Source organism: Inhella inkyongensis, from assembly GCF_005952805.1.
GTDB lineage: Bacteria > Pseudomonadota > Gammaproteobacteria > Burkholderiales > Burkholderiaceae_C > Inhella > Inhella inkyongensis.
The window spans coordinates 3022622-3039711 of sequence record NZ_CP040709.1 but is presented as its reverse complement, the minus strand read 5'-3'; the positions used below and the strand labels follow the sequence as shown (position 1 = coordinate 3039711).

At 67.2% G+C, this 17090-nt stretch carries 17 protein-coding genes; 10 read left to right on the top strand and 7 right to left on the bottom strand.

Translation table 11 applies throughout. The features are described from left to right. Window positions 1–36: 36 nt before the first annotated feature. Window positions 37–1791, top strand: coding sequence for a PKD domain-containing protein (locus tag FF090_RS14355; RefSeq protein ID WP_138857371.1), 1755 nt, complete (start codon window positions 37–39; stop codon window positions 1789–1791). 71 nt (window positions 1792–1862) lie between these two features. On the opposite strand, the gene FF090_RS14350 is transcribed toward FF090_RS14355, so the two are convergent. Further along, the gene (locus FF090_RS14350) at window positions 1863–2753 is read right to left on the bottom strand and encodes a LysR family transcriptional regulator (RefSeq protein WP_138857370.1); all 891 of its coding nucleotides are present in this window, start codon (window positions 2751–2753) and stop codon (window positions 1863–1865) included. 148 nt (window positions 2754–2901) lie between these two features. Between FF090_RS14350 and FF090_RS14345 the strand changes: the two genes are divergently transcribed. Continuing rightward, complete coding sequence (locus FF090_RS14345; protein WP_246071430.1) at window positions 2902–3375, top strand: DUF4188 domain-containing protein; 474 nt, start codon at window positions 2902–2904, stop codon at window positions 3373–3375. A gap of 174 nt (window positions 3376–3549) precedes the next feature. Here FF090_RS14345 and phaP read toward each other — a convergent pair whose 3' ends face one another. Continuing rightward, window positions 3550–4098, bottom strand: coding sequence for a TIGR01841 family phasin (phaP, locus tag FF090_RS14340; protein WP_138857369.1), 549 nt, complete (start codon window positions 4096–4098; stop codon window positions 3550–3552). 190 nt (window positions 4099–4288) lie between these two features. Between phaP and FF090_RS14335 the strand changes: the two genes are divergently transcribed. The 3 genes from FF090_RS14335 to FF090_RS14325 are packed head-to-tail and all read left to right on the top strand — an operon-like array spanning window position 4289 to window position 6661. Continuing rightward, entirely contained in the window at window positions 4289–4969 is a 681-nt protein-coding gene (locus tag FF090_RS14335; RefSeq protein WP_246071429.1) for a nitroreductase, read from the top strand. Beyond that, the gene (locus tag FF090_RS14330; protein WP_246071428.1) at window positions 4962–5939 is read left to right on the top strand and encodes a 2-hydroxyacid dehydrogenase; all 978 of its coding nucleotides are present in this window, start codon (window positions 4962–4964) and stop codon (window positions 5937–5939) included. Before FF090_RS14335 ends, FF090_RS14330 begins: the two co-directional genes overlap by 8 nt. Further along, window positions 5936–6661 carry a sulfite exporter TauE/SafE family protein gene (locus FF090_RS14325; RefSeq protein WP_138857367.1) on the top strand — a complete coding sequence of 242 codons (726 nt, stop codon included), beginning with the start codon at window positions 5936–5938 and terminating at the stop codon, window positions 6659–6661. The genes FF090_RS14330 and FF090_RS14325 overlap by 4 nt, the downstream gene beginning before the upstream one ends. Here the strand turns inward: FF090_RS14325 and FF090_RS14320 are convergent, their stop codons facing one another. Beyond that, window positions 6662–7399, bottom strand: coding sequence for a hypothetical protein (locus tag FF090_RS14320; protein ID WP_138857366.1), 738 nt, complete (start codon window positions 7397–7399; stop codon window positions 6662–6664). It lies immediately after the preceding gene. 137 nt (window positions 7400–7536) lie between these two features. Between FF090_RS14320 and FF090_RS14315 the strand changes: the two genes are divergently transcribed. From FF090_RS14315 to FF090_RS14295, 5 genes are read left to right on the top strand one after another with little or no spacing between them, the layout of a single operon-like run. Further along, the gene (locus FF090_RS14315; RefSeq protein WP_138857365.1) at window positions 7537–8892 is read left to right on the top strand and encodes a DNA recombination protein RmuC; all 1356 of its coding nucleotides are present in this window, start codon (window positions 7537–7539) and stop codon (window positions 8890–8892) included. After that, window positions 8889–10028, top strand: a complete 1140-nt coding sequence (locus FF090_RS14310; RefSeq protein WP_138857364.1) for an MFS transporter — start codon at window positions 8889–8891, stop codon at window positions 10026–10028. The genes FF090_RS14315 and FF090_RS14310 overlap by 4 nt, the downstream gene beginning before the upstream one ends. A gap of 43 nt (window positions 10029–10071) precedes the next feature. After that, on the top strand, window positions 10072–11532 hold the full coding sequence (locus FF090_RS14305) for a peptide MFS transporter (protein ID WP_138857363.1): 1461 nt from the start codon (window positions 10072–10074) through the stop codon (window positions 11530–11532). Continuing rightward, on the top strand, window positions 11529–12716 hold the full coding sequence (locus FF090_RS14300; protein WP_138857362.1) for an MFS transporter: 1188 nt from the start codon (window positions 11529–11531) through the stop codon (window positions 12714–12716). The genes FF090_RS14305 and FF090_RS14300 overlap by 4 nt, the downstream gene beginning before the upstream one ends. Beyond that, window positions 12717–13196, top strand: a complete 480-nt coding sequence (locus FF090_RS14295) for a GNAT family N-acetyltransferase (protein ID WP_138857361.1) — start codon at window positions 12717–12719, stop codon at window positions 13194–13196. Window positions 13197–13219: 23 nt separating this feature from the next. Here FF090_RS14295 and FF090_RS14290 read toward each other — a convergent pair whose 3' ends face one another. The 4 genes from FF090_RS14290 to FF090_RS14275 form a co-directional block, all read right to left on the bottom strand. Continuing rightward, window positions 13220–15199 (bottom strand): TonB-dependent receptor plug domain-containing protein, encoded by a 1980-nt coding sequence (locus FF090_RS14290; RefSeq protein WP_138857360.1) that lies wholly within the window; start codon window positions 15197–15199, stop codon window positions 13220–13222. A 155-nt stretch (window positions 15200–15354) separates the two neighbouring features. Further along, window positions 15355–15906, bottom strand: a complete 552-nt coding sequence (locus FF090_RS14285) for a GNAT family N-acetyltransferase (RefSeq protein ID WP_138857359.1) — start codon at window positions 15904–15906, stop codon at window positions 15355–15357. A gap of 214 nt (window positions 15907–16120) precedes the next feature. Next, window positions 16121–16474 (bottom strand): hypothetical protein, encoded by a 354-nt coding sequence (locus tag FF090_RS14280; RefSeq protein WP_138857358.1) that lies wholly within the window; start codon window positions 16472–16474, stop codon window positions 16121–16123. A gap of 94 nt (window positions 16475–16568) precedes the next feature. Further along, window positions 16569–16994 carry a DUF2513 domain-containing protein gene (locus tag FF090_RS14275; RefSeq protein ID WP_175423668.1) on the bottom strand — a complete coding sequence of 142 codons (426 nt, stop codon included), beginning with the start codon at window positions 16992–16994 and terminating at the stop codon, window positions 16569–16571. Window positions 16995–17090: the final 96 nt, after the last annotated feature.

Below are 17090 nucleotides of genomic sequence, written 5' to 3'. Positions count from 1 at the left end.
ACGGCAATTTCTCCCATCCAAAAACTTAGCCAACCCATGAAACTGACTCCCATGGTGCTCGCGCTCGGCGCCGCCCTGTTCTCGCTGTCTTCTGCTGCCCTGACTCTGGATGCCAAGCCCATGCAAGTGGGCCAGGCCGTGCGTGCCGAGCTCTCGCTGGCTCCTTCGCAAGCCGAATCGCAGGCCCAGACCGAGCGTCGCATTGAGCGCCGCCTGAGCCAGGCCGGCGTGGACTACATCAAGGTGCGCTTCTCCGAGTTCCAACTGCCCGCCGGTGCCTATGTGCTGGTGTCTTCGGCCGATGGACAGGAAGTGCATCGCTACGACGGCCAGGCCCGCAACAACCGTACCTTTGACCGTGCGCAGGGCGAGGACGGTCAGACCCGCTTCTCGGCCATGTCCGTGTTCGGCGACAGCGCCACCGTGACCCTGGTGCTGCCCGCGGGTGTGGCCTGGGGGGCGGCTAACAAGCTCAAGGTGGACCAGTTCCACGCCGGCAAGATGAGCCTGGCCGAGTCCATGCAGGTGCGGCCGATGTCGGTCTGCGGCACGGACGAGCGTCGTGATGCGGTGTGCTTTGCCAACAGCAATCCGACCGAGTACGACCGCAGCCGTCCGGTGGCCCGACTGCTGATGGCCGGCAGCGGCCTGTGCACGGGCTGGCGCGTCGGTGCGTCCAACCACATGTTCACCAACAACCACTGCTTTGCCGACCAGGCCACGCTGACCAACACCGAGGTCTGGTTCAACTACCAGAACACGGCCTGCGGCGGCAGCACCCAGGGCACGGTCGTCAAGGTCACGGGCGGCACCCTGTTGAAGACCGATGCCACGCTGGACTACTCGCTCTTCACCATCAATGACTTCAGCAAGGTTGCGAGCTTTGGCTACCTGGGCCTGGATGTGTCGGTGCCGGTACTGGGCAGCAAGATCTTCATCGCCCAGCATGGTGCGGGCAAGCCTAAGCAGTTGGCTCTGACCAGCGACCGCAACGGCGGCGGCGCCTGCCAGATCGACAACGCCGATGCCAACGGCAATGCGGCTGGCACCGATGTGGCGTACTACTGCGACACCGAGGGCGGCTCCTCCGGCTCGCCGGTGATTGCCGGCGCCAACAAGAACGTGATCGCGTTGCACCACTTTGGCGGTTGCACCAACCAGGGCGTGAAGATGAGCAAGATCTGGCCGCAGGTGGCCAGCTTCTTCAACAACCAGGTGCCGGTGGGTGACACCGGTGCGCCCAGCAACCAGGCGCCGGTGGCCAACTTCACGGCCGCTTGTACCGGCCTGGTTTGCCAGTTCAATGGCTCGGGTTCGACCGATGCCGATGGCAGCATCGCCAGCTATGCCTGGAACTTTGGCGATGGCCGCACCGGCACCGGCGCGCAGACCAGCAACAGCTACGCCGCCGCCGGCAGCTTCAATGTGACGCTGACGGTGACCGACGATCGCGGCGCCACGGCCACCAAGACCACCACGGTCTACCCGACCACGGTCAGCACCGGCTTCCCCAAGACCAATCTGTCCGCCGCCAAGGATGCCTGGCTGCGCTATGTCTATGTGGTGCCGGCCGGCAAGACCTCGGTGACCTTCACCACGTCGGGGGGAACGGGCGATGCGGACCTGTATCTGCGCAACGGCCTGGCGCCGGAGCAGACCAGCTATGGCTGCCGTTCGTGGAGCACCAGCAACACCGAAACCTGCAGCCTGACCGTCAAGGCTGGTGACAGCGTCCATATCGGCGTGCGCGCCTACAGCGCCTTCTCGGGTCTGACGCTGAACCTGAAGTAAGGCAGTCTGCTTCGGCCTAAGGGCCCGGCCCCCGGCAAGGGGCCGGGCCCTTTTCCATGGCGCTCTGCGGGTCAGAGTTCGGCCGGTATCCGCTGCGCCAGGAAGTCGAAGGCGCGCCGCACGATGCGGTTGCCGCGTATCTCGCGGTGCACCACCAGCCAGACGGGAAAGCGAGGGGTGGGAAGCCCGGGCAGCAGGGCCACCACTTCTGCTTGATGCCGGACCCAAAAGCGTGGCATGAATCCAACCCCCGCGCCGGCTAGAACCCATTGACCGTAAGCCACTGGATCGTCTGTGCGCAGTGCAAAGGCTTCGCGCGTCAGGGGCAGGCCGGCAGCGGCAAAGCCCTTCAAGATGGCTTCGTTCTGGTCGTAGCCCACCAGGCAGTGCCGGTGCAGGTCCTGGGGCTGGCGCGGTGCCCCGGCCTGGGCAAGGTAATCCCGGTGGGCGCAGGCCTGGATGGCAAGTTCACCCAGCTTGCGCGCCACCAGTCCGGTCTGTTCTGGGCGGAATAAGCGCAGCGCAATGTCGGCCTCGCGGCGCAGCAGGTTGCTGACCGCATCGGTGGCCACCAGCTCAATCTGGATGCCGGGCTCTTCCCTTTGCAATTGGGCCAGCAAGGCGGGCAGCAGGTAGCAGGCCGCCAGTTGGCTGGCACTGATCCGGACCCGGCCTTGCTGAGCCAGGGCACGCTGCTGCAACTGATGGCTCAGTCGCTCGGCGCCGGAGGCCATCTGGCGGGCCGCTTCGGCCAAGGCCAGCGCAGCCGCCGTGGGCTGCACTCCCCGGCCGGTTCGCTCGAACAGGTCCACGCCCAATTGCGCCTCCAGCTGGGCGATGTGGCGCGAGAGGGTGGGCTGCTGGGCTTGCAACGCACGCGCTGCGCCCATCAGGCTGCCGGCATCCAGCACGGCCAGAAAGCTGGGCACCAAGGACCAGTCGAAGCGGCCAGGTTCATTCATACAAAGATGTATGGCTTAGTTGCAAGAGTGTCGATTGTGGGATGGTGCTGCGATCGTCACACTGGTTGCTTTTGAGGCGGGAGACCGATGTGGTGATCAGGGATTGGGAGGCGGCGCAACGACGCCAAGTTGGCTTGAGGGCTCGAGCATGAGCGCTCAGCCGATGCGCCGATGCGCGCAGATCTCGGGCGAGTTCGTGGTGTTCTTGATCGGCATGCGAATCAACCGCCCCTTGCGGGTGGATCGCTGGGCGCCGGTGATGGCTGCGATGCCCCGCATGCTCAAGGAGCTCCAGGCTCATCCGGAGCTGGGCTATTTGCATGGCGAGAGTTGGGTCGGAAGGACGACGCTGATGCTGCAGTATTGGCGCTCACTGGATCAGCTGATGGCCTATGCCAAGGACCGGCAAGCGGCCCATCTGCCCGCATGGAAGGCCTTCAACCAGCGCCTCGGCCGCGATGGGGCCGTGGGCATCTGGCATGAGACCTATGTGGTCACGCCGGGGCGTTTCGAATCGGTCTACGTCAACATGCCGGACTTTGGCTTGGGGCGGGCCGCAGCCTGTGTGGAGGTCGGTGCGGGGCGCGCCACCGCGATGGAGCGCATGAAGGCCACCCACTAGGTCCCGTTCACACCGATGGAGGCCGGCAAGACCCTTTCGCCTGGCCTCGCCCGGTGTCAACAGACCCTGGCCGCTCCCATTTGCCGCCCAGGCCGCAATGAAAAAGCCCCGGCGCAGTAGCGGCGGGGCTTTCGGGGGGCTCAGGCCCGCTGGTGCGGGCGCTGTGCAGTCGAATTAGGCGGCGGCCTTCTTCGAACCGCGCGTGGCCTTGGTGGCCGAGGCGGTCATGGTCTGGAAGTTGGACTCGGCCACTTCGGCGGCTTGCTTGGCGGCCTTTTGCACCGACTCAAATGCGTTGTTGGCCGCGGCCAGGCCGGACTTGGCCAGAGCGACGATGTTCTCGCTGCCGGCCGGTGCGTTCTTGGCCAGGTTCTCCACCAGGCCGTCGAACTTGCCCTTGACCTCGCCCATTTGCTCTTCGACCAGCTTGCCCAGTTCGGCGCCGGTGCTCAGGGTGATGTCGGCCACGTGGCGGCCGTAGGCGGCAGCCTTCTCGCCGCTGGGCTGCAGCAGACCGGTTTGCAGGGCCACCAGCTCTTGCACGTCCTTCACCGACAGCAGGGCGCTGGTGGTCTGGGCGGCTTCGGTCAGGGCGGTCTTGGCCAGCTGCAGATGCAGTTCGGTCAGCTTCTCGGCGCCTTCGAAGGCCTTGGCACCGAAGGTGAATGCGGCGGCGGCGGCGGTCTTTTGGGCGGCGAAAACTTGCTCGGGGGTCATCAGCATGGCGTGCTCCTTGGGGTTACCTGCGGGGGCGGCGCCAAATTTGTGCGCCGCAACATGGATCGCAGTATAGGGAGGCGAGGCGCGAAAGCAAGAACTTTTTTGCAGTGCAGCATTTTTGCTTCCGGCCCGGGTGAAAGAATGCGCGCCGCTCTGTTTGGCTGCCATGTCTTTGTCTGACGATTCCCTGCCGATGACCGCTTTGTCCGGTCTGCTGCGTGCCCGCCGTTCGGTGCGGGCCTTTTTGCCGACGCCGGTGCCGCGGGCCACGGTGGAGGCCTTGCTGGCGGAGGCGGCCCGGGCGCCCTCGGGCGCCAATATGCAGCCCTGGCGCGTCCATGTGCTGCAGGGGGCCGCACTGCAGCGGGTGGTGCAGGGGGCGCAGGCCATTCACGCCGATCCGGCAGCGCGCGCAGAACTGCGCGCGGAGTACCTCTATTACCCGGAACACTGGCAGCCGCCCTATGAGGCGCGACGTCGCGAGCTGGGGCTCAATCTCTACCGCCTGCTGGGCATTGCCAAAGGCGATAAGGCCGGCATGCACGCGCAGCACGGTCGCAACTACAGCTTTTTTGGCGCCCCGGTGGGCCTGCTGTTCAGCGTGCACCGCTGCCTGACGCAGGGCGCCTGGCTGGACCTGGGCATGTTCATGCAGAACCTGATGCTCGCCGCCCGGGCCAAGGGGCTGGACACCTGCGCCCAGGCGGCGTGGATTCATTACCAGGCCGAGCTGAGCGAGTGGCTGGACCTGCCCCAGGACGAGATGTTGGTGTGCGGCATGGCACTGGGTCATGCAGATCCCGAGGCGGTGGAAAACCAGTTGCACAGCCGTCGAGCCGAGGTGGCCGAGTTCGCCACCTTTCACGATGACTGACCCCCTGGCCAAGCCCCGCTTGCTGGTGGCGCGCCGGCTGTTCGACGATCTGCTCGAACCCCTGCACACGCACTACACCCTCATCCAGCACGATGCCGACGAGGCGCTGAGCCCCGCCGCTTTGCGCGAGCAACTGCAGGGCTGCTGGGGCCTGCTGGGCTCGGGCAGCGAGCAGGTGGATGCCGAGTTGCTGGCCGCCTGCCCGGATCTGCGCGCCGTGGCCCTGATCACCGTGGGCTACAACAACCTGGCCCTGGAGGCCTGCCGCGCCCGCGGTCTGCGGCTGAGTCACGCGCCGGGCGTGCTGACCGAGGCGACGGCCGAATTTGGCCTGGCCTTGCTGCTGGCCACCGCGCGCCGGGTGGGCGAGAGCGAGCGCTATCTGCGATCCGGCCGTTGGCAGGGCTGGGCCATTGATCAATTCGCCGGCGCGCCGGTGATGGGGCGCACCCTGGGCGTGCTGGGCCTGGGCCGCATCGGTCAGCGCATTGCGCAGGCTGCGCGGGATGGCCTGGGCATGAAGGTGTTGCATCACAACCGTCGCCCAGTAGAAGGTTGGGGCAGTGGGGCCGATTCCGGCTGGCGCAGCCTGCCCGACCTGCTGGCCCAGAGCGACCATCTGATGGTCTGCGTGCCCTATGGCGCCGGCACGCATCATTTGATTGGCGCGCCCGAGTTGGCGCAGATGCCTGCGCACGCCTGCCTGATCAACTTGGCGCGCGGCGGTGTGGTGGATGACCGCGCCCTGGCCGCCGCGCTGCAGCGCGGCCAGATTGCGGCGGCGGGCCTGGATGTGTTCGAGGGCGAGCCTGCGGTCTGCCCCGAACTGCTGGCCTGCGAGAACGCCGTGCTCACGCCCCATATCGCCAGTGCCACCTTGCCCACGCGGCGGGCGATGGTGCAGCTGGCGGTCGACAACCTCTTGGCCTGGGCGCGCGGTGAGCCAGGGCCTACGCCCATTCCCATATGACCGAACTTCTGCTGCCGGCCGGCGTGTTCCTCATCGCCCTGCTTTATTCCTCGGTGGGCCATGCCGGCGCCTCGGGCTATATCGCGGTGATGAGCCTGCTGAGCCTGGCGCCCGCCTTCATCAAACCCAGTGCCTTGGTGTTGAACATCTTGGTGGCCAGCATTGCCAGCCTTCAGTTCTGGCGCGCCGGGCACTTTCGCTGGGCCTTGTTCTGGCCCTTTGCGCTGGCGGCCGTGCCGCTGGCCTTTGTGGGCGGCACCATCGACCTGCCGCGCCAAGCCTTTCAATGGCTGCTGGGCGCGGTGCTGCTCTATTCCGCCTGGCGACTGATGGTGCAGGCGCGCCAGCCGCTGGAGGTGAAGCCACCGCACCTGCCCCTGGCCTTATTGGCTGGCGGCTTCATCGGGTTGCTCTCGGGCCTGACCGGCACCGGCGGCGGCATCTTCCTGACGCCGCTGCTGCTGTTTGCCGGCTGGGCCGCGCCCAAGCAGGCGGCGGCGGTGTCGGCCCTCTTCATCCTGCTGAACTCGGCCTCGGGCCTGAGCGGCTGGTTGGTCAGTGGGCAGAGCCTGCCGGGGGGCTTGCTGCCCCTCTTGCTGGCGGCCGGCGCCGGGGGCCTGGTGGGCTCGTGGCTGGGGGCGCGCCAGCTGGCGCCGGCGGGCATCAAGCGCTTTCTGGCCCTGGTGCTGCTGATCGCCGGGGCCAAGCTCCTCCTGAGCTGATCAGCTCAGACTGAGCGTGAAGTCGCGCTTGGTCACGCCCTTTTCGCCGCCGCCGCTGCCGCTGCTTTGGCTGGTCTTGCGCAGCGCCACCAGGCGTTCGCCCACCACGGCGAACTGCCATTCGTCCTCGCCTTGTTGTTCAAAGCTGAACACCATCATGGCGCGGCCGCTGAGCTTGTAGCGGCTGCGGGCGGCCAGGGGTTGGCCCTCGGGGCCGACCCAGACCTCCAGGATGTTTTCGAAGCTCTTCACATACTTGTTCGGCTTGCCCATGGGCAGCTCAAAGCTCAACACCTTGGCGGGCTTGCCCTGCCAGTTGTCGCTGCGTTCGCCCTTGAAGCTGCCGCGCTGCACATGGCGCGCCAGCAACTCGGCCGGGCGGGTGAGCTCGCGCACCGTCCCGTACTCCAGCAGTTGCAGTCCGGCGTGGGTCGGGGCAGCGGCCTTGGGGTTGGCGTCGCGAGCCTGACGTTCGCTCTGGGCCTTGCTCAGCAGGGCTTGTGGGTACTGCAGGCGCAGCCCGGGCTGCCCATCTTCAAAAGGCAGGGCGGCCAGACCCTGCTCGGTCTCGGCATCGTCCTTGCCCTCGTTGCTGCGCACTTCGCTCTTGACGCTGATCTGACCCTTGAGGGGGCTGTCAGCCTGCAGGCGTTGCAGGGTGCTCTTGAACTCGGAGAGGGTATCGGCCTGGGCGTTCAGGCCCAGGCCCAGCAAAGCGGTGAAGAAGAGCTTGTGCATAAAGAAACTTGAAGGTGGGAAGCGAGCCATCACGGTCCGTGGCTTGGCTTGGTTGACGCGGGCCAAGCCGCAGCGCGGCTCTCAGACATTTTGGGTGCAGCGGCGGGCGTGCCGGGTGGGCAACCGACAATCTGCCAATGCCCTGGACTGAAATGCTGATTCTTGGGTTGGTGGTGCTGAATGCGCTGCTGATCCTTATCCTCTTGTTGCGCCGCCCGGCGCCCCCGACCGACCTTCAACCCCTGCAGCAGGCCCTGCTGAACCTGGAGCGCGGCCTGCGCGATGAAGCCCAGCGCGGCGCCCAAGGCACGCGCCAGGAGTTGCTGGCCCAGATGACCCAGCTGCAGACCAGCCTGCTGGCGCAGGGGGGCGAGGCCTCGCGCTCGCAGAACGAGCAGATCGACTCCTTCCGCGTGCAGCTGGCCGCACTGCAGCAGGCGCTCAGCCAGGGCCAGAGCGCGGCCCGCGAGGCGCTGGATGGGGCGCTGACCCGCAATGCCCAGTTGCTGGACCAGCGCCTGGCCGAGCTGCGCCACACGGTGGAACAGCGCCTCTCCGGCATCCAGCAGGACAACGCCGCCAAGCTGGAGCAAATGCGCCAGACCGTGGACGAGAAGCTGCACGCCACGCTGGAACAACGCTTGGGCGAGAGCTTCCGCCAGGTGGCCGAGCGCCTGGAACAGGTGCACCGGGGCCTGGGGGATATGCAGAACCTGGCGCGCGATGTGGGTAGCTTGAGCCGCGTGCTCAGTGGCGTGAAAACGCGCGGCGTGTTTGGCGAGGTGCAGCTGGCCGGGTTGCTGGAGCAGGTCTTCACCCCCGAGCAATACGGGCGCGAGGTCATCACCGTGCCGGGCAGCAACGCCCGGGTGGAATTTGCCGTCAAACTGCCGGGCCAGGGTGAGCAGCCGATCTGGTTGCCCATCGACGCCAAGTTCCCGCGTGAGGACTACGAGCGCCTGCTCGATGCGCAGGAGCGCGCCGATGCCCCCGCCGCTGAGGCCGCCGGCAAGGCCTTGGAGATGCGCCTGCGTCTGGAGGCCAAGACCATCGCCGAGAAATACCTGGCCCCGCCCCACACCACTGATTTCGCCTTGCTCTTTGTGCCGACTGAAGGGCTGTACGCCGAGGCCTTGCGCCGCCCAGGCTTGTTCGAGGCCCTGCAGCGCGAGCACAAGGTGATGCTGACCGGCCCCACCACCTTGTTGGCGACGCTCGGCAGCCTGCAGATGGGCTTTCGCACCCTGGCGCTGGAAAAGCGTTCCAGCGAGGTCTGGAGTGTGCTGGGTGCGGTCAAGACCGAGTTCGGCAAGTTTGGCGAGGTGCTGGCCAAGACCAAGAAGAAACTGCAAGAGGCCAGCAACACCATCGACGCCGCCGAGGTGCGCACCCGCGCCATGACGCGGCAATTGAAGAGTGTGGAGGCCCTGCCCGAGGGCGACACGCAGCGCCTGCTTCAGTTGGAAGCTGAAGCCGCGGACGACACCGAGTGAGCGCCTTGCCGGCGGGCTTTGTGCGCCTCATCGCGGCCATGATGGCCATCCATGCGGTGATGGCAGTGGCCCGCTTCACCGGCATCGTCTGGCTGCTGCAGCAGGGTCATGGGGCCTTTTGGGTCGGGGTATTGATGGCTCTGATCTCGCTCACCCCCGCCTTGCTGGCCGGCCCGGCGGGTGCCTGGGCCGATCGCTACGGCCTGTGGCGCCCCCTGGTGGGCGGCGCCGGCCTGGCGGCCCTGGGCGTGGGCGCGGCCCTGCTGCAGCCCAGCCTTGCCACCCTGTGTGCCGCTGCTCTGGGCAGCGGCGCCGCGATTGCGTTGGCGGCGGTGGCCGTGCAGCGCGAGATCGCCTTGATTGCGCGCGCCTCCAGTGCCCATAGTCAGGCGCTCTACAGCTGGGCCGCGATGGGGCCGGCGCTCTCCAACACGCTCTCCCCGGTGCTGGCGGGCTATGTGATTGAGCACATGGGCTTTCGGCCTGCCCTGGCCCTGTCCTTCGTGCTGGCGCCATTGGCCGTGTGGCTGCTGCGCCATGAGCGCCACAGCCCGCACCCGGGCCAGACCACGGGCAGCCTGCTCCCCGCCTTTGATCTGCTGCGAAACCCTTCGCTGCGCTCGCTGCTGTTGCTGAACATGGTGTTTGCCGTGAGCTGGGACGCCCACAGCTTTGTGGTGCCGGTGCTGGGGCACGAGCGCGGCTACAGCGCCTCCACCATCGGATTGCTGCTGGGTAGCTTCGCGTTGGCCGTGGCCCTGGTTCGATTGCTGATCGTGCGCTTTGCCGGACGCTGGAGCGAAGCCCAGTCCCTGCGTGCTGCGCTGGGCATTTGCATTGCCGTGTTGGCCAGCTACCGCTGGCTGCCCGGTGTGGTGGGCATGGCGATGGGCTCCTTCCTGCTCGGCCTGGCCCTGGGCTCGGTGCAGCCCACCCTGCTGGCCGGCCTGACCCGCGTGACCCCGCACGAACGCCACGGCCAGGCCTTTGGCCTGCGGATGTTGTTTACCAATGCCAGTTCGGTGCTGATGCCCGTGAGCTTCGGCGGCGCCGCGGCCTTGCTCGGTACGGCGGCGCCGTTGTGGTTGATGGCGGCCTGCGGACTGATGGTCTGGCCCTTGACGCGCGAGCGCTGAGGGCGCGCGCCAGCTTGTACGAGGCACGCACAATGCCGCCCCCATGACGACCCTCCAACAACGCCTCGCCAGCATCCCTCCCGGTTCCGGGGTGCTGTTCTTCGTGCAGATGTTCTCCACCCTGGGCTATGCAGTCTTGCAGTCCAGTCTGGTGCTCTACGCCACCCAGCGCCTGCAGTTCGGCAACGAGCAGGCGGCGCTGATGATGGGCCTCTTCGGGGCCTTCAACTATGGCCTGCACTTGTTTGGTGGCTATCTGGGCGGGCGGCTGCTGAGCAACCGCAATCTCTTCGTCGGCGGCATGGTCCTGCAGGTGCTGGGCTGCGGGGCCATCGCCGGTGGCAGTCTGGCGGGCCTCTATTGGGGCCTGGCCTTGTTCCTCACCGGCAGCGGCCTGAATGTCACTTGCCTGAACATGATGCTGACCCAGCGCTTCGCGCCCGAGGACAGTCGGCGCGAGGGGGCCTTCCTGTGGAACTACGCCGGCATGAATGTCGGTTTCTTCATCGGCTTCACGGTGGCTGGGCACTTCCAGCTGGGGCAGCAGTACAGCGCGCTGTTCTGGTTCGCCACCCTGGGCAATGGCCTGGCCATCCTGTTCACGCTGGCGTTCTGGCGCAAGCTGGCCGACTTGAATACCCCCTTGCTCCAAGCCGGCCCCAAGGCCTTTTGGACGCGCTTCGCCGGCGGTGTGGCCATCCTTGCAGGTCTGGTGCCGGTGCTGGAGTGGCTGCTGCGCCACCCCGGAGACACGGCGCTGGGCATGAAGGCCTTCTGCGCCCTGGTGGCCGTGGCCTTGGTGGTGCTGACGCTGCGCCATCCCGTCCATGCCGAGCGCCAGCGCCTGTGGGCCTTCTTGGTGCTGACCCTGGGTTCGCTGGTGTTCTGGTCGCTCTATCAGATGGCCCCCAGCGGCCTGCAGCTCTTTGCGGTGGGCAATGTGCGCATGGAGTTGGCGGGCTTTGAGATCGCCCCGCAATGGGTGCAGAACATCAACGCCTTCGTGGTGGCGGTGGGCGGCCCCTTGCTGGCGGGCTGGTTTGCCAGCCTGCGCGCACGCGGCTGGCCGGTGGACATCCCGCAGCAGTTCGCGGCCGCGCTGCTCTTGATGGCCCTGGGCTTTTTGGCCCTGCCGGCCGGCATCCAACTGGCGGCGGCTGATGGCCGCGTGGCCTTCTTCTGGCTGGCCCTCAGCTATGTCTTGCAGTCGGTGGGCGAGCTGCTGATCTCGCCCATTGGCTACGCCATGGTGGGCCGTCTGGTGCCGGTGCAGCACCAGGGTTCGCTGATGGGCTGCTGGATGCTCGTCAGCGGCCTGGCCTCGCTGTTCGCCGGCGACTTCTCCGGCATGGTCGCCCAGCCGGTCGATGGCTCGCCACTGACGAGCAACCCGGCCTATTTCCAGCTCTTTGCCCAGCTGGGCACGGGCGCGCTCATCACCGCCGCGATCCTGTTTGCCCTGCGGCCCTGGCTGCGCCGCTTGATTGATGGGGCCAAGGCTTGAGCGAGGCCGGCCTGTGGCGCCATGCAGGATTTCGGCGCCTGTATGGCTCGATGCTGGCCTTCGTGCTGGGCACCCAGGTCTACCAACTGGCTCTGCCGCTGATCCTTTATGAGCTGACGCACTCGGCCGCCACCATGACCACGATGCGGGCGGTCGAACTGCTACCCAATCTGCTGCTGGCGATGTTCATCGGCGTCTGGGTAGATCGCATCGACCGGGTGCGCTGGGCTCGGCTGGCCATTGCCGGCATGGTGCTCTTGATGGCAGCCCAGGCCCTGATGCTGGGGATGCAGCTGGCGATTGGCTACTTCTTCGTCAGCGCCTTTGCGCTGATGACTCTGAACTACCTGTTCGCGATCTGTCGCATGGCGGTCATCAAGGACATGCTGCCGGCGCCCTTGTTGCTGCCGGCCACGGGGCAGCTGTCGGTACTGACCGAGGTGTTCAGCGTGCTGGGCCCCGCGCTGGCGGGCGGCCTCTTGGCCTGGCATTTGGAGGCCGGGCTGTGGGTGCCGATGGCGGCCTGGTTGCTGGCCGCCTTGGGCCTGCGCGGCGTGGCGCCACCGCATAGCCCCAAGCCGGCCGCCGGGTTCTGGGTCGAGTGGTGGGAAGGCTGGCGCACGCTCAAGGCCAACAAGCCGTTGTGGCAATTGAGCTGGCTGGTGGTGCTGATGAATGGCAGCGTCGGGGTGGTCGAGGTGCTGTTCATCTTCCGCGCCCGCGATGAACTGGGCTGGAGCCCGGGCCAACTGGGTCTGATCTATGCGCTGGCCGGTGTGGGCGGTGTGCTGGGCGGGCTGTGGTGCAGTCGGCTGCGCCAGCGCATCGGCCTGGGCCGGGTGCTGACGCTCTCGGTGGCGCTGGAGGCCATTGCCATGCTGGGCCTGGCCTTTGCGCAGGCTGTGCCGCTGTTGGTGGCCGCCCTGTTCGTCAAGAACCTGGGCACGGTGCTGGGCAACGTCTGCGTCTGGGGCTTCCGGCAAGAGAGCACGGACTCCGCCTTCATCGGCCGCGTATCGGGGTTGACGGGTTCACTCTTCAAGCTCTTGATGCCCTTCGCGTTGCTGCTCTCCGGCGCGGCTTCAAGTAGCTGGCCGCTGGCGGCCTTGCTGGCGGCCTGTGCCGGCTTGCATGGCGTGGCGCTGCTGGGCATGCGCTGGTCGGCGGTCTATCCGGTGCGTTGAATGGCTTGGCGATTTGCTCCGCTGGACCTCGATGAGGCCCTGCAACTTCGCGCCCTGCAAGGCCTGATGCAAGCCGTGCACGCGGCCGACCCGGCCGCGCCGGCGGACCCGCGAGAGCCCGAGGAACTGGCGCGCGGTGCACTGGAGGGCGAGCAGTGGATTGGCTGCTGGTTGGGCGACGACTTGGTGGCCGCCCTGGGTAGTCAGCCCGATGCCGATGACGAGCTGGTGACCGCCATCGCCTGGTTGGGCGTGCACCCCGCCCATCGCCGCCAGGGCTTGGCCACCTTGCTACTGCACGCGCTGCGCACCGCGCTGGGTGGGGGCTCGGCAGCCAGCGCCACCGTGCTGGAAGAACAGACCGCGCTGCGCGCCTGCCTGCAGCAGGCTGCAGGCCTAAAGGAATGGCGACGCTGGGCCGAGCGCCGCGAGGGGCGGCGCCTGGGCTGGATCAAGCTGGGCGATTTGCGCCTGCGTTGAGGCGGCGCTGAGGTTGCGGCCCTTCACCAGCGCCCCTCCAGGCTCAGCCGTGCCGTGCGCGGCAGCTCCTCGTAGCTGAACAGCGGGCTCTTGGCCGCCAGTCGCACATGGGTGGCGTTGTCCACCCCGGCGCGCAGGCGCCACTGCGGGCTCAGGGCCCAGCTGGCGTGCAGATTCAAGAGGTTGAGTGTGGGCACCCGCTGTGGCGGCTGACCGGCGGTGGCGCTGGCCAGATGCAGGCCGGCTTGCTGCTCCCAGGCCAGGCCGGCGCTCCAGTTTGCGGTGCGCCAGTCGGCGCGCAGGCCGGCAGTGCGGCGGGCGCGTTTGTCCAGCGGCAGGCCGGCGCCGTCGCGGGCGCTCAGCCAGCTGTGGTGGGCCTGCAGATGCACCGCACCGGCGCGCCAGGCCAGGGCCGTCTCCACGCCCTGCAGGCGGGCGCGGTCCAGGTTCTCGAACTGATAGATGCCCCGCGCGGGCGTGCCGCCCACCAGGCGCGGGTTGATCAGATCGCGCACCCGGTTGTGAAAGCCCATCAGCGAGGCACCCCATTGCGCATGCTCCCAGCTCAGGCCCAGCTCCCAGTTGTCATTGGTCTCGGGACGCAGATCGGCGCGGCCCAGATAGGTGTGCGGGCCTTCGTCCTCGCGGTAATTGGGGTCGATCTGTTTCAGGTTCGGCGCCTTGAAGCCATGGCCCCAGCCGCCCTTGAGCACCCAGTCGGGCTGCAGGCGCCACACCGCGTAGGCACGGGGGCTCCACTCGGTGCCGTAGCGTTCGTGATGGTCGGCGCGCAGCCCGGCGGTGAGCGCCAGGCCAGCCAGGGCACCGCGCAGCGGGGCCTCCAGCTGGGCGTAAAGCGACTGCTGCTCGGCCTGCGCATGCCCGCCCGGCAGGCCGCTGTTGTCCAGGGCCTCGCGGCGCAGCTCGAAGCCGGTGGTCAGGCGCAGCGCCTTCCCGCCCAGTTCGCCGCGCTCACCCAGCTCGCCGCCGATCTGCCCCTCCAGCACGCGCTCGTTCACGGTATTGGGCCGCAGCGAGGCCACGCCATTCGTCTTGACATTGCGCACCGCCAGCTCGCTGCCATAGGCGCGCAGCTGGCTCTCCCAACCCTGCGCCCACTGCCCCTCCCAACCCAGGCTGAGCAGTCGCCGCTCCAGGCTGTGCAGGCTTTGGTGGTAGCGGCGGGCGCCGCTGCGTTCGCGGGCGTCCAGCCAGCGGTCCTCATCGCCCAAGCGCGCATCCAGGCGCAGGCGGTGCTCCGGCGCCGGCATGGCTTCCAGCCGCAAGGCGGCCTCGCGCGGGTGGCGGCCCTCCACAGCGGTGAGGCGTGGGTCGCCCTGGCTGGGCGTGGCCTCGCGGCGGGCATCGCTGAACGAGAAGCCAGCGCGCAACTTCTCGCCCAGGGGCAGGCGCAGGGCGGCGGCCGCCCGGTGGCCGCTGCCGCCGCCATGGCCCTCGCGGCCCTCCACCAGACCACGTGCCTCCAGGCGATCGGGCAGGGGCTTGGTGATCACCTGGATCACCCCGCCCAGGGCCTCGGCCCCGTAGAGCACCGACATGGGGCCGCGCACCACCTCGATGCGTTCGATGTCCACCGCACCCGCCCAGTCCAGCTGAAAGTCCGAGGCGCCCACCAGCCCGTCGCTGGCGGCAATGCGCTGGCCGTCCACCAGGATCAGGGTGTGGCGGGGGTCCATGCCGCGCAGTGCCAAAGCCTTGCGCCCGCCGATGGGCCGACCAAAGGCGCTGACGCCAGGTTCCGCGCGCAGGGCCTGCAGCAGGTTGTCGGTGGCGCGCTCGGCCATCTGCTCGGCCGTCACCACCGTCATCGCGGCCGGGGCCTCGGCCAAGGGCAGGGCATGCCGGGTGGCGCTGACGACCACCGTGGGCAGGGCGGTGGTGCCGGCCGGCGGTTCAGTCTTTTGCGCCAGGGCCAGTACCGGCGCCAGGGCGGCAGCCAGGGCAGTCAACTGGGGAAGCAGGGGCAGGGGCGGCGTGTGCATCGCGGCAGCTCAAGGTTTTGACAAGGCCTGCAGCGTGCCGTCGGCTGCCCAAGCGGGCCTTGATGCGCTTCAAGGATGCCCGGTGGCGTCACCAAGGTTTGATCGCCATCAAGCCCTGCGGGGCGGCCAGCTCTTAAGGGAATGGCGCAGGGGGCTCAAGCCCGCTGCGGCAGATTGAGCGCCATGAAATGCCACTGCGGGTGCAGGGCCTGCGGCACTTCCACGCCGGCATAGGCCGGGCAGTCCTGAAAGCCGGCCGCCCGGTAGATCCGGTGTGCCGCCTGCATAAAGGGGGCGGAATCCAGCAGAACGCGTTCATAGCCAAACGCCTGGGCATCCGCCAGCAAGCGGGCCAGCAGCTGCTGGCCCAAGCCCCGGCCCCGGCAGGCCGGCCGCAGATAAAGGCGCTTGATCTCAGCGCAGTTCGGGCGCAGCGAGCTCAGTGGGCGCAGCCCGCCCATGCCGAGCCAGGCATCGCCTTCGCGCAGCAGATAGAACTGCCCTTGCGGCGGGCGCTGGGCGCAGACCTTGGGCAGGCTGTTGAGCACATAGTCCGTCAGCGAGCAGCCCAGCAGCGCCTCCGGGGTCTGGCCGGTCAGGGCTTGCACGCCGTCCATCACCCAGGCCATGTACTCCGTCTGCAGGTTCAGCAGGGCTTGCCGGTGTTCGGGGTTTTGCTCGGTGGGAGTGAGGAATTCGAGCGGCATGGGGAGGGGGCAGGTCCAGCTGGCCGCGATGTGTCGGGATGCGCGGCGGCCTGCTTTTGATCCCGAATGTAGGCGGGCTTAGGCCGGTGGGCGGGGCATCAAGCGGAGGAGGGGCTTGGTGCGGCGGGCACCACATGCATGCTTGGCTGGCAATGGGCAAGCTGCGGCGGACTGCGAAGCCGTCCGCTGCCGGCCAGGGTTGATCCGCAGCGTTTCATTCGTACGAAACCGCGACACCGTTTGCGAGCTTCGCTTGTTTGACGATCCTTGCTCCGTCAAAGCCGGCCACCACAAGCTCGGATTCCGATACCCAGCGAACCCTTAGCGCCAGCGAGCCATCGGCAATGAAAGCGTTCGCCGGCGCCTCGGGAACGGCTTCGCCTTTTGCAATCACCGAGAGCTGCGTATTGAGCCCAGTCGTTGCGCCGCAATTTCGGTTGAAGACCACGGCGACGTGAGTGCCCCGAGGGGATTCAATCCTTGATGAGATCTCGTTGCTGCAGCCGGCATCACAGCCGTTGAGTCCAAACAGAACCCCTATACCGATGACAACTGTGGCTAGTTGCATTGCTGCTGGTCACGTTGAAGCCGAGCCGCGAACGGCGGCCTGCCGTCGCGAGTCGGCTCGAGCGACTGGTTAGGCCTGCGGTGGTGAAAGTGACTCACAGATCAACCCCCGTGTGGTCCTTGATCTTGGTCTTAATGAACCCCTTGGCCAGTTCCCTTAGTGTGTCCAGACCGAATGACCCGACGCTTGATGCTGCGCGCTTGGTCTTCTTCCAGATTTCTGCATCTCGAACCGACTCAAGGAACTCATGACCTTGCCAAGTCAAATGTCGAGGCACCACATGGAACACATAGTCGCTGTCTAGTCGTAGCGCCCTGCCAGTGGGATGCGTCAGCCCGCGCAGAGCCCAGCCATCGATGAGTTGCGCTTCAAATAGCAGTGCTAGGTGGTAGTTCAAAGCGCCGATTTCGGCTCCGAGATCGGCAGCAACCTTTTCTCGGTCGTATCCAAAATCATCTTTCCGCGAGAGATCCGGATTCCGGCTTTCAAGATCCAAAAGGATGGACCGCACGAGTTCCATGTCTCTCTTCATTCGCACTGCACCTTTCGAGTTTCGACGGTCTAACGTTTGAATTCAGCCGACCGGCCAGCGCAGCTGGCCAGGGTCGGCTGCAAT

What these genes read in the sequence shown, in the direction of transcription:
- FF090_RS14355 (WP_138857371.1), top strand. Translation starts at nt 37, where the DNA reads ATGAAACTGACTCCCATGGTGCTCGCGCTCGGCGCCGCCCTGTTCTCG.
- FF090_RS14350 (WP_138857370.1), bottom strand. Translation starts at nt 2,753, where the DNA reads ATGAATGAACCTGGCCGCTTCGACTGGTCCTTGGTGCCCAGCTTTCTG.
- FF090_RS14345 (WP_246071430.1), top strand. Translation starts at nt 2,902, where the DNA reads ATGAGCGCTCAGCCGATGCGCCGATGCGCGCAGATCTCGGGCGAGTTC.
- phaP (WP_138857369.1), bottom strand. Translation starts at nt 4,098, where the DNA reads ATGCTGATGACCCCCGAGCAAGTTTTCGCCGCCCAAAAGACCGCCGCC.
- FF090_RS14335 (WP_246071429.1), top strand. Translation starts at nt 4,289, where the DNA reads ATGACCGCTTTGTCCGGTCTGCTGCGTGCCCGCCGTTCGGTGCGGGCC.
- FF090_RS14330 (WP_246071428.1), top strand. Translation starts at nt 4,962, where the DNA reads ATGACTGACCCCCTGGCCAAGCCCCGCTTGCTGGTGGCGCGCCGGCTG.
- FF090_RS14325 (WP_138857367.1), top strand. Translation starts at nt 5,936, where the DNA reads ATGACCGAACTTCTGCTGCCGGCCGGCGTGTTCCTCATCGCCCTGCTT.
- FF090_RS14320 (WP_138857366.1), bottom strand. Translation starts at nt 7,399, where the DNA reads ATGCACAAGCTCTTCTTCACCGCTTTGCTGGGCCTGGGCCTGAACGCC.
- FF090_RS14315 (WP_138857365.1), top strand. Translation starts at nt 7,537, where the DNA reads ATGCCCTGGACTGAAATGCTGATTCTTGGGTTGGTGGTGCTGAATGCG.
- FF090_RS14305 (WP_138857363.1), top strand. Translation starts at nt 10,072, where the DNA reads ATGACGACCCTCCAACAACGCCTCGCCAGCATCCCTCCCGGTTCCGGG.
- FF090_RS14295 (WP_138857361.1), top strand. Translation starts at nt 12,717, where the DNA reads ATGGCTTGGCGATTTGCTCCGCTGGACCTCGATGAGGCCCTGCAACTT.
- FF090_RS14290 (WP_138857360.1), bottom strand. Translation starts at nt 15,199, where the DNA reads ATGCACACGCCGCCCCTGCCCCTGCTTCCCCAGTTGACTGCCCTGGCT.
- FF090_RS14285 (WP_138857359.1), bottom strand. Translation starts at nt 15,906, where the DNA reads ATGCCGCTCGAATTCCTCACTCCCACCGAGCAAAACCCCGAACACCGG.
- FF090_RS14280 (WP_138857358.1), bottom strand. Translation starts at nt 16,474, where the DNA reads ATGCAACTAGCCACAGTTGTCATCGGTATAGGGGTTCTGTTTGGACTC.
- FF090_RS14275 (WP_175423668.1), bottom strand. Translation starts at nt 16,994, where the DNA reads ATGGAACTCGTGCGGTCCATCCTTTTGGATCTTGAAAGCCGGAATCCG.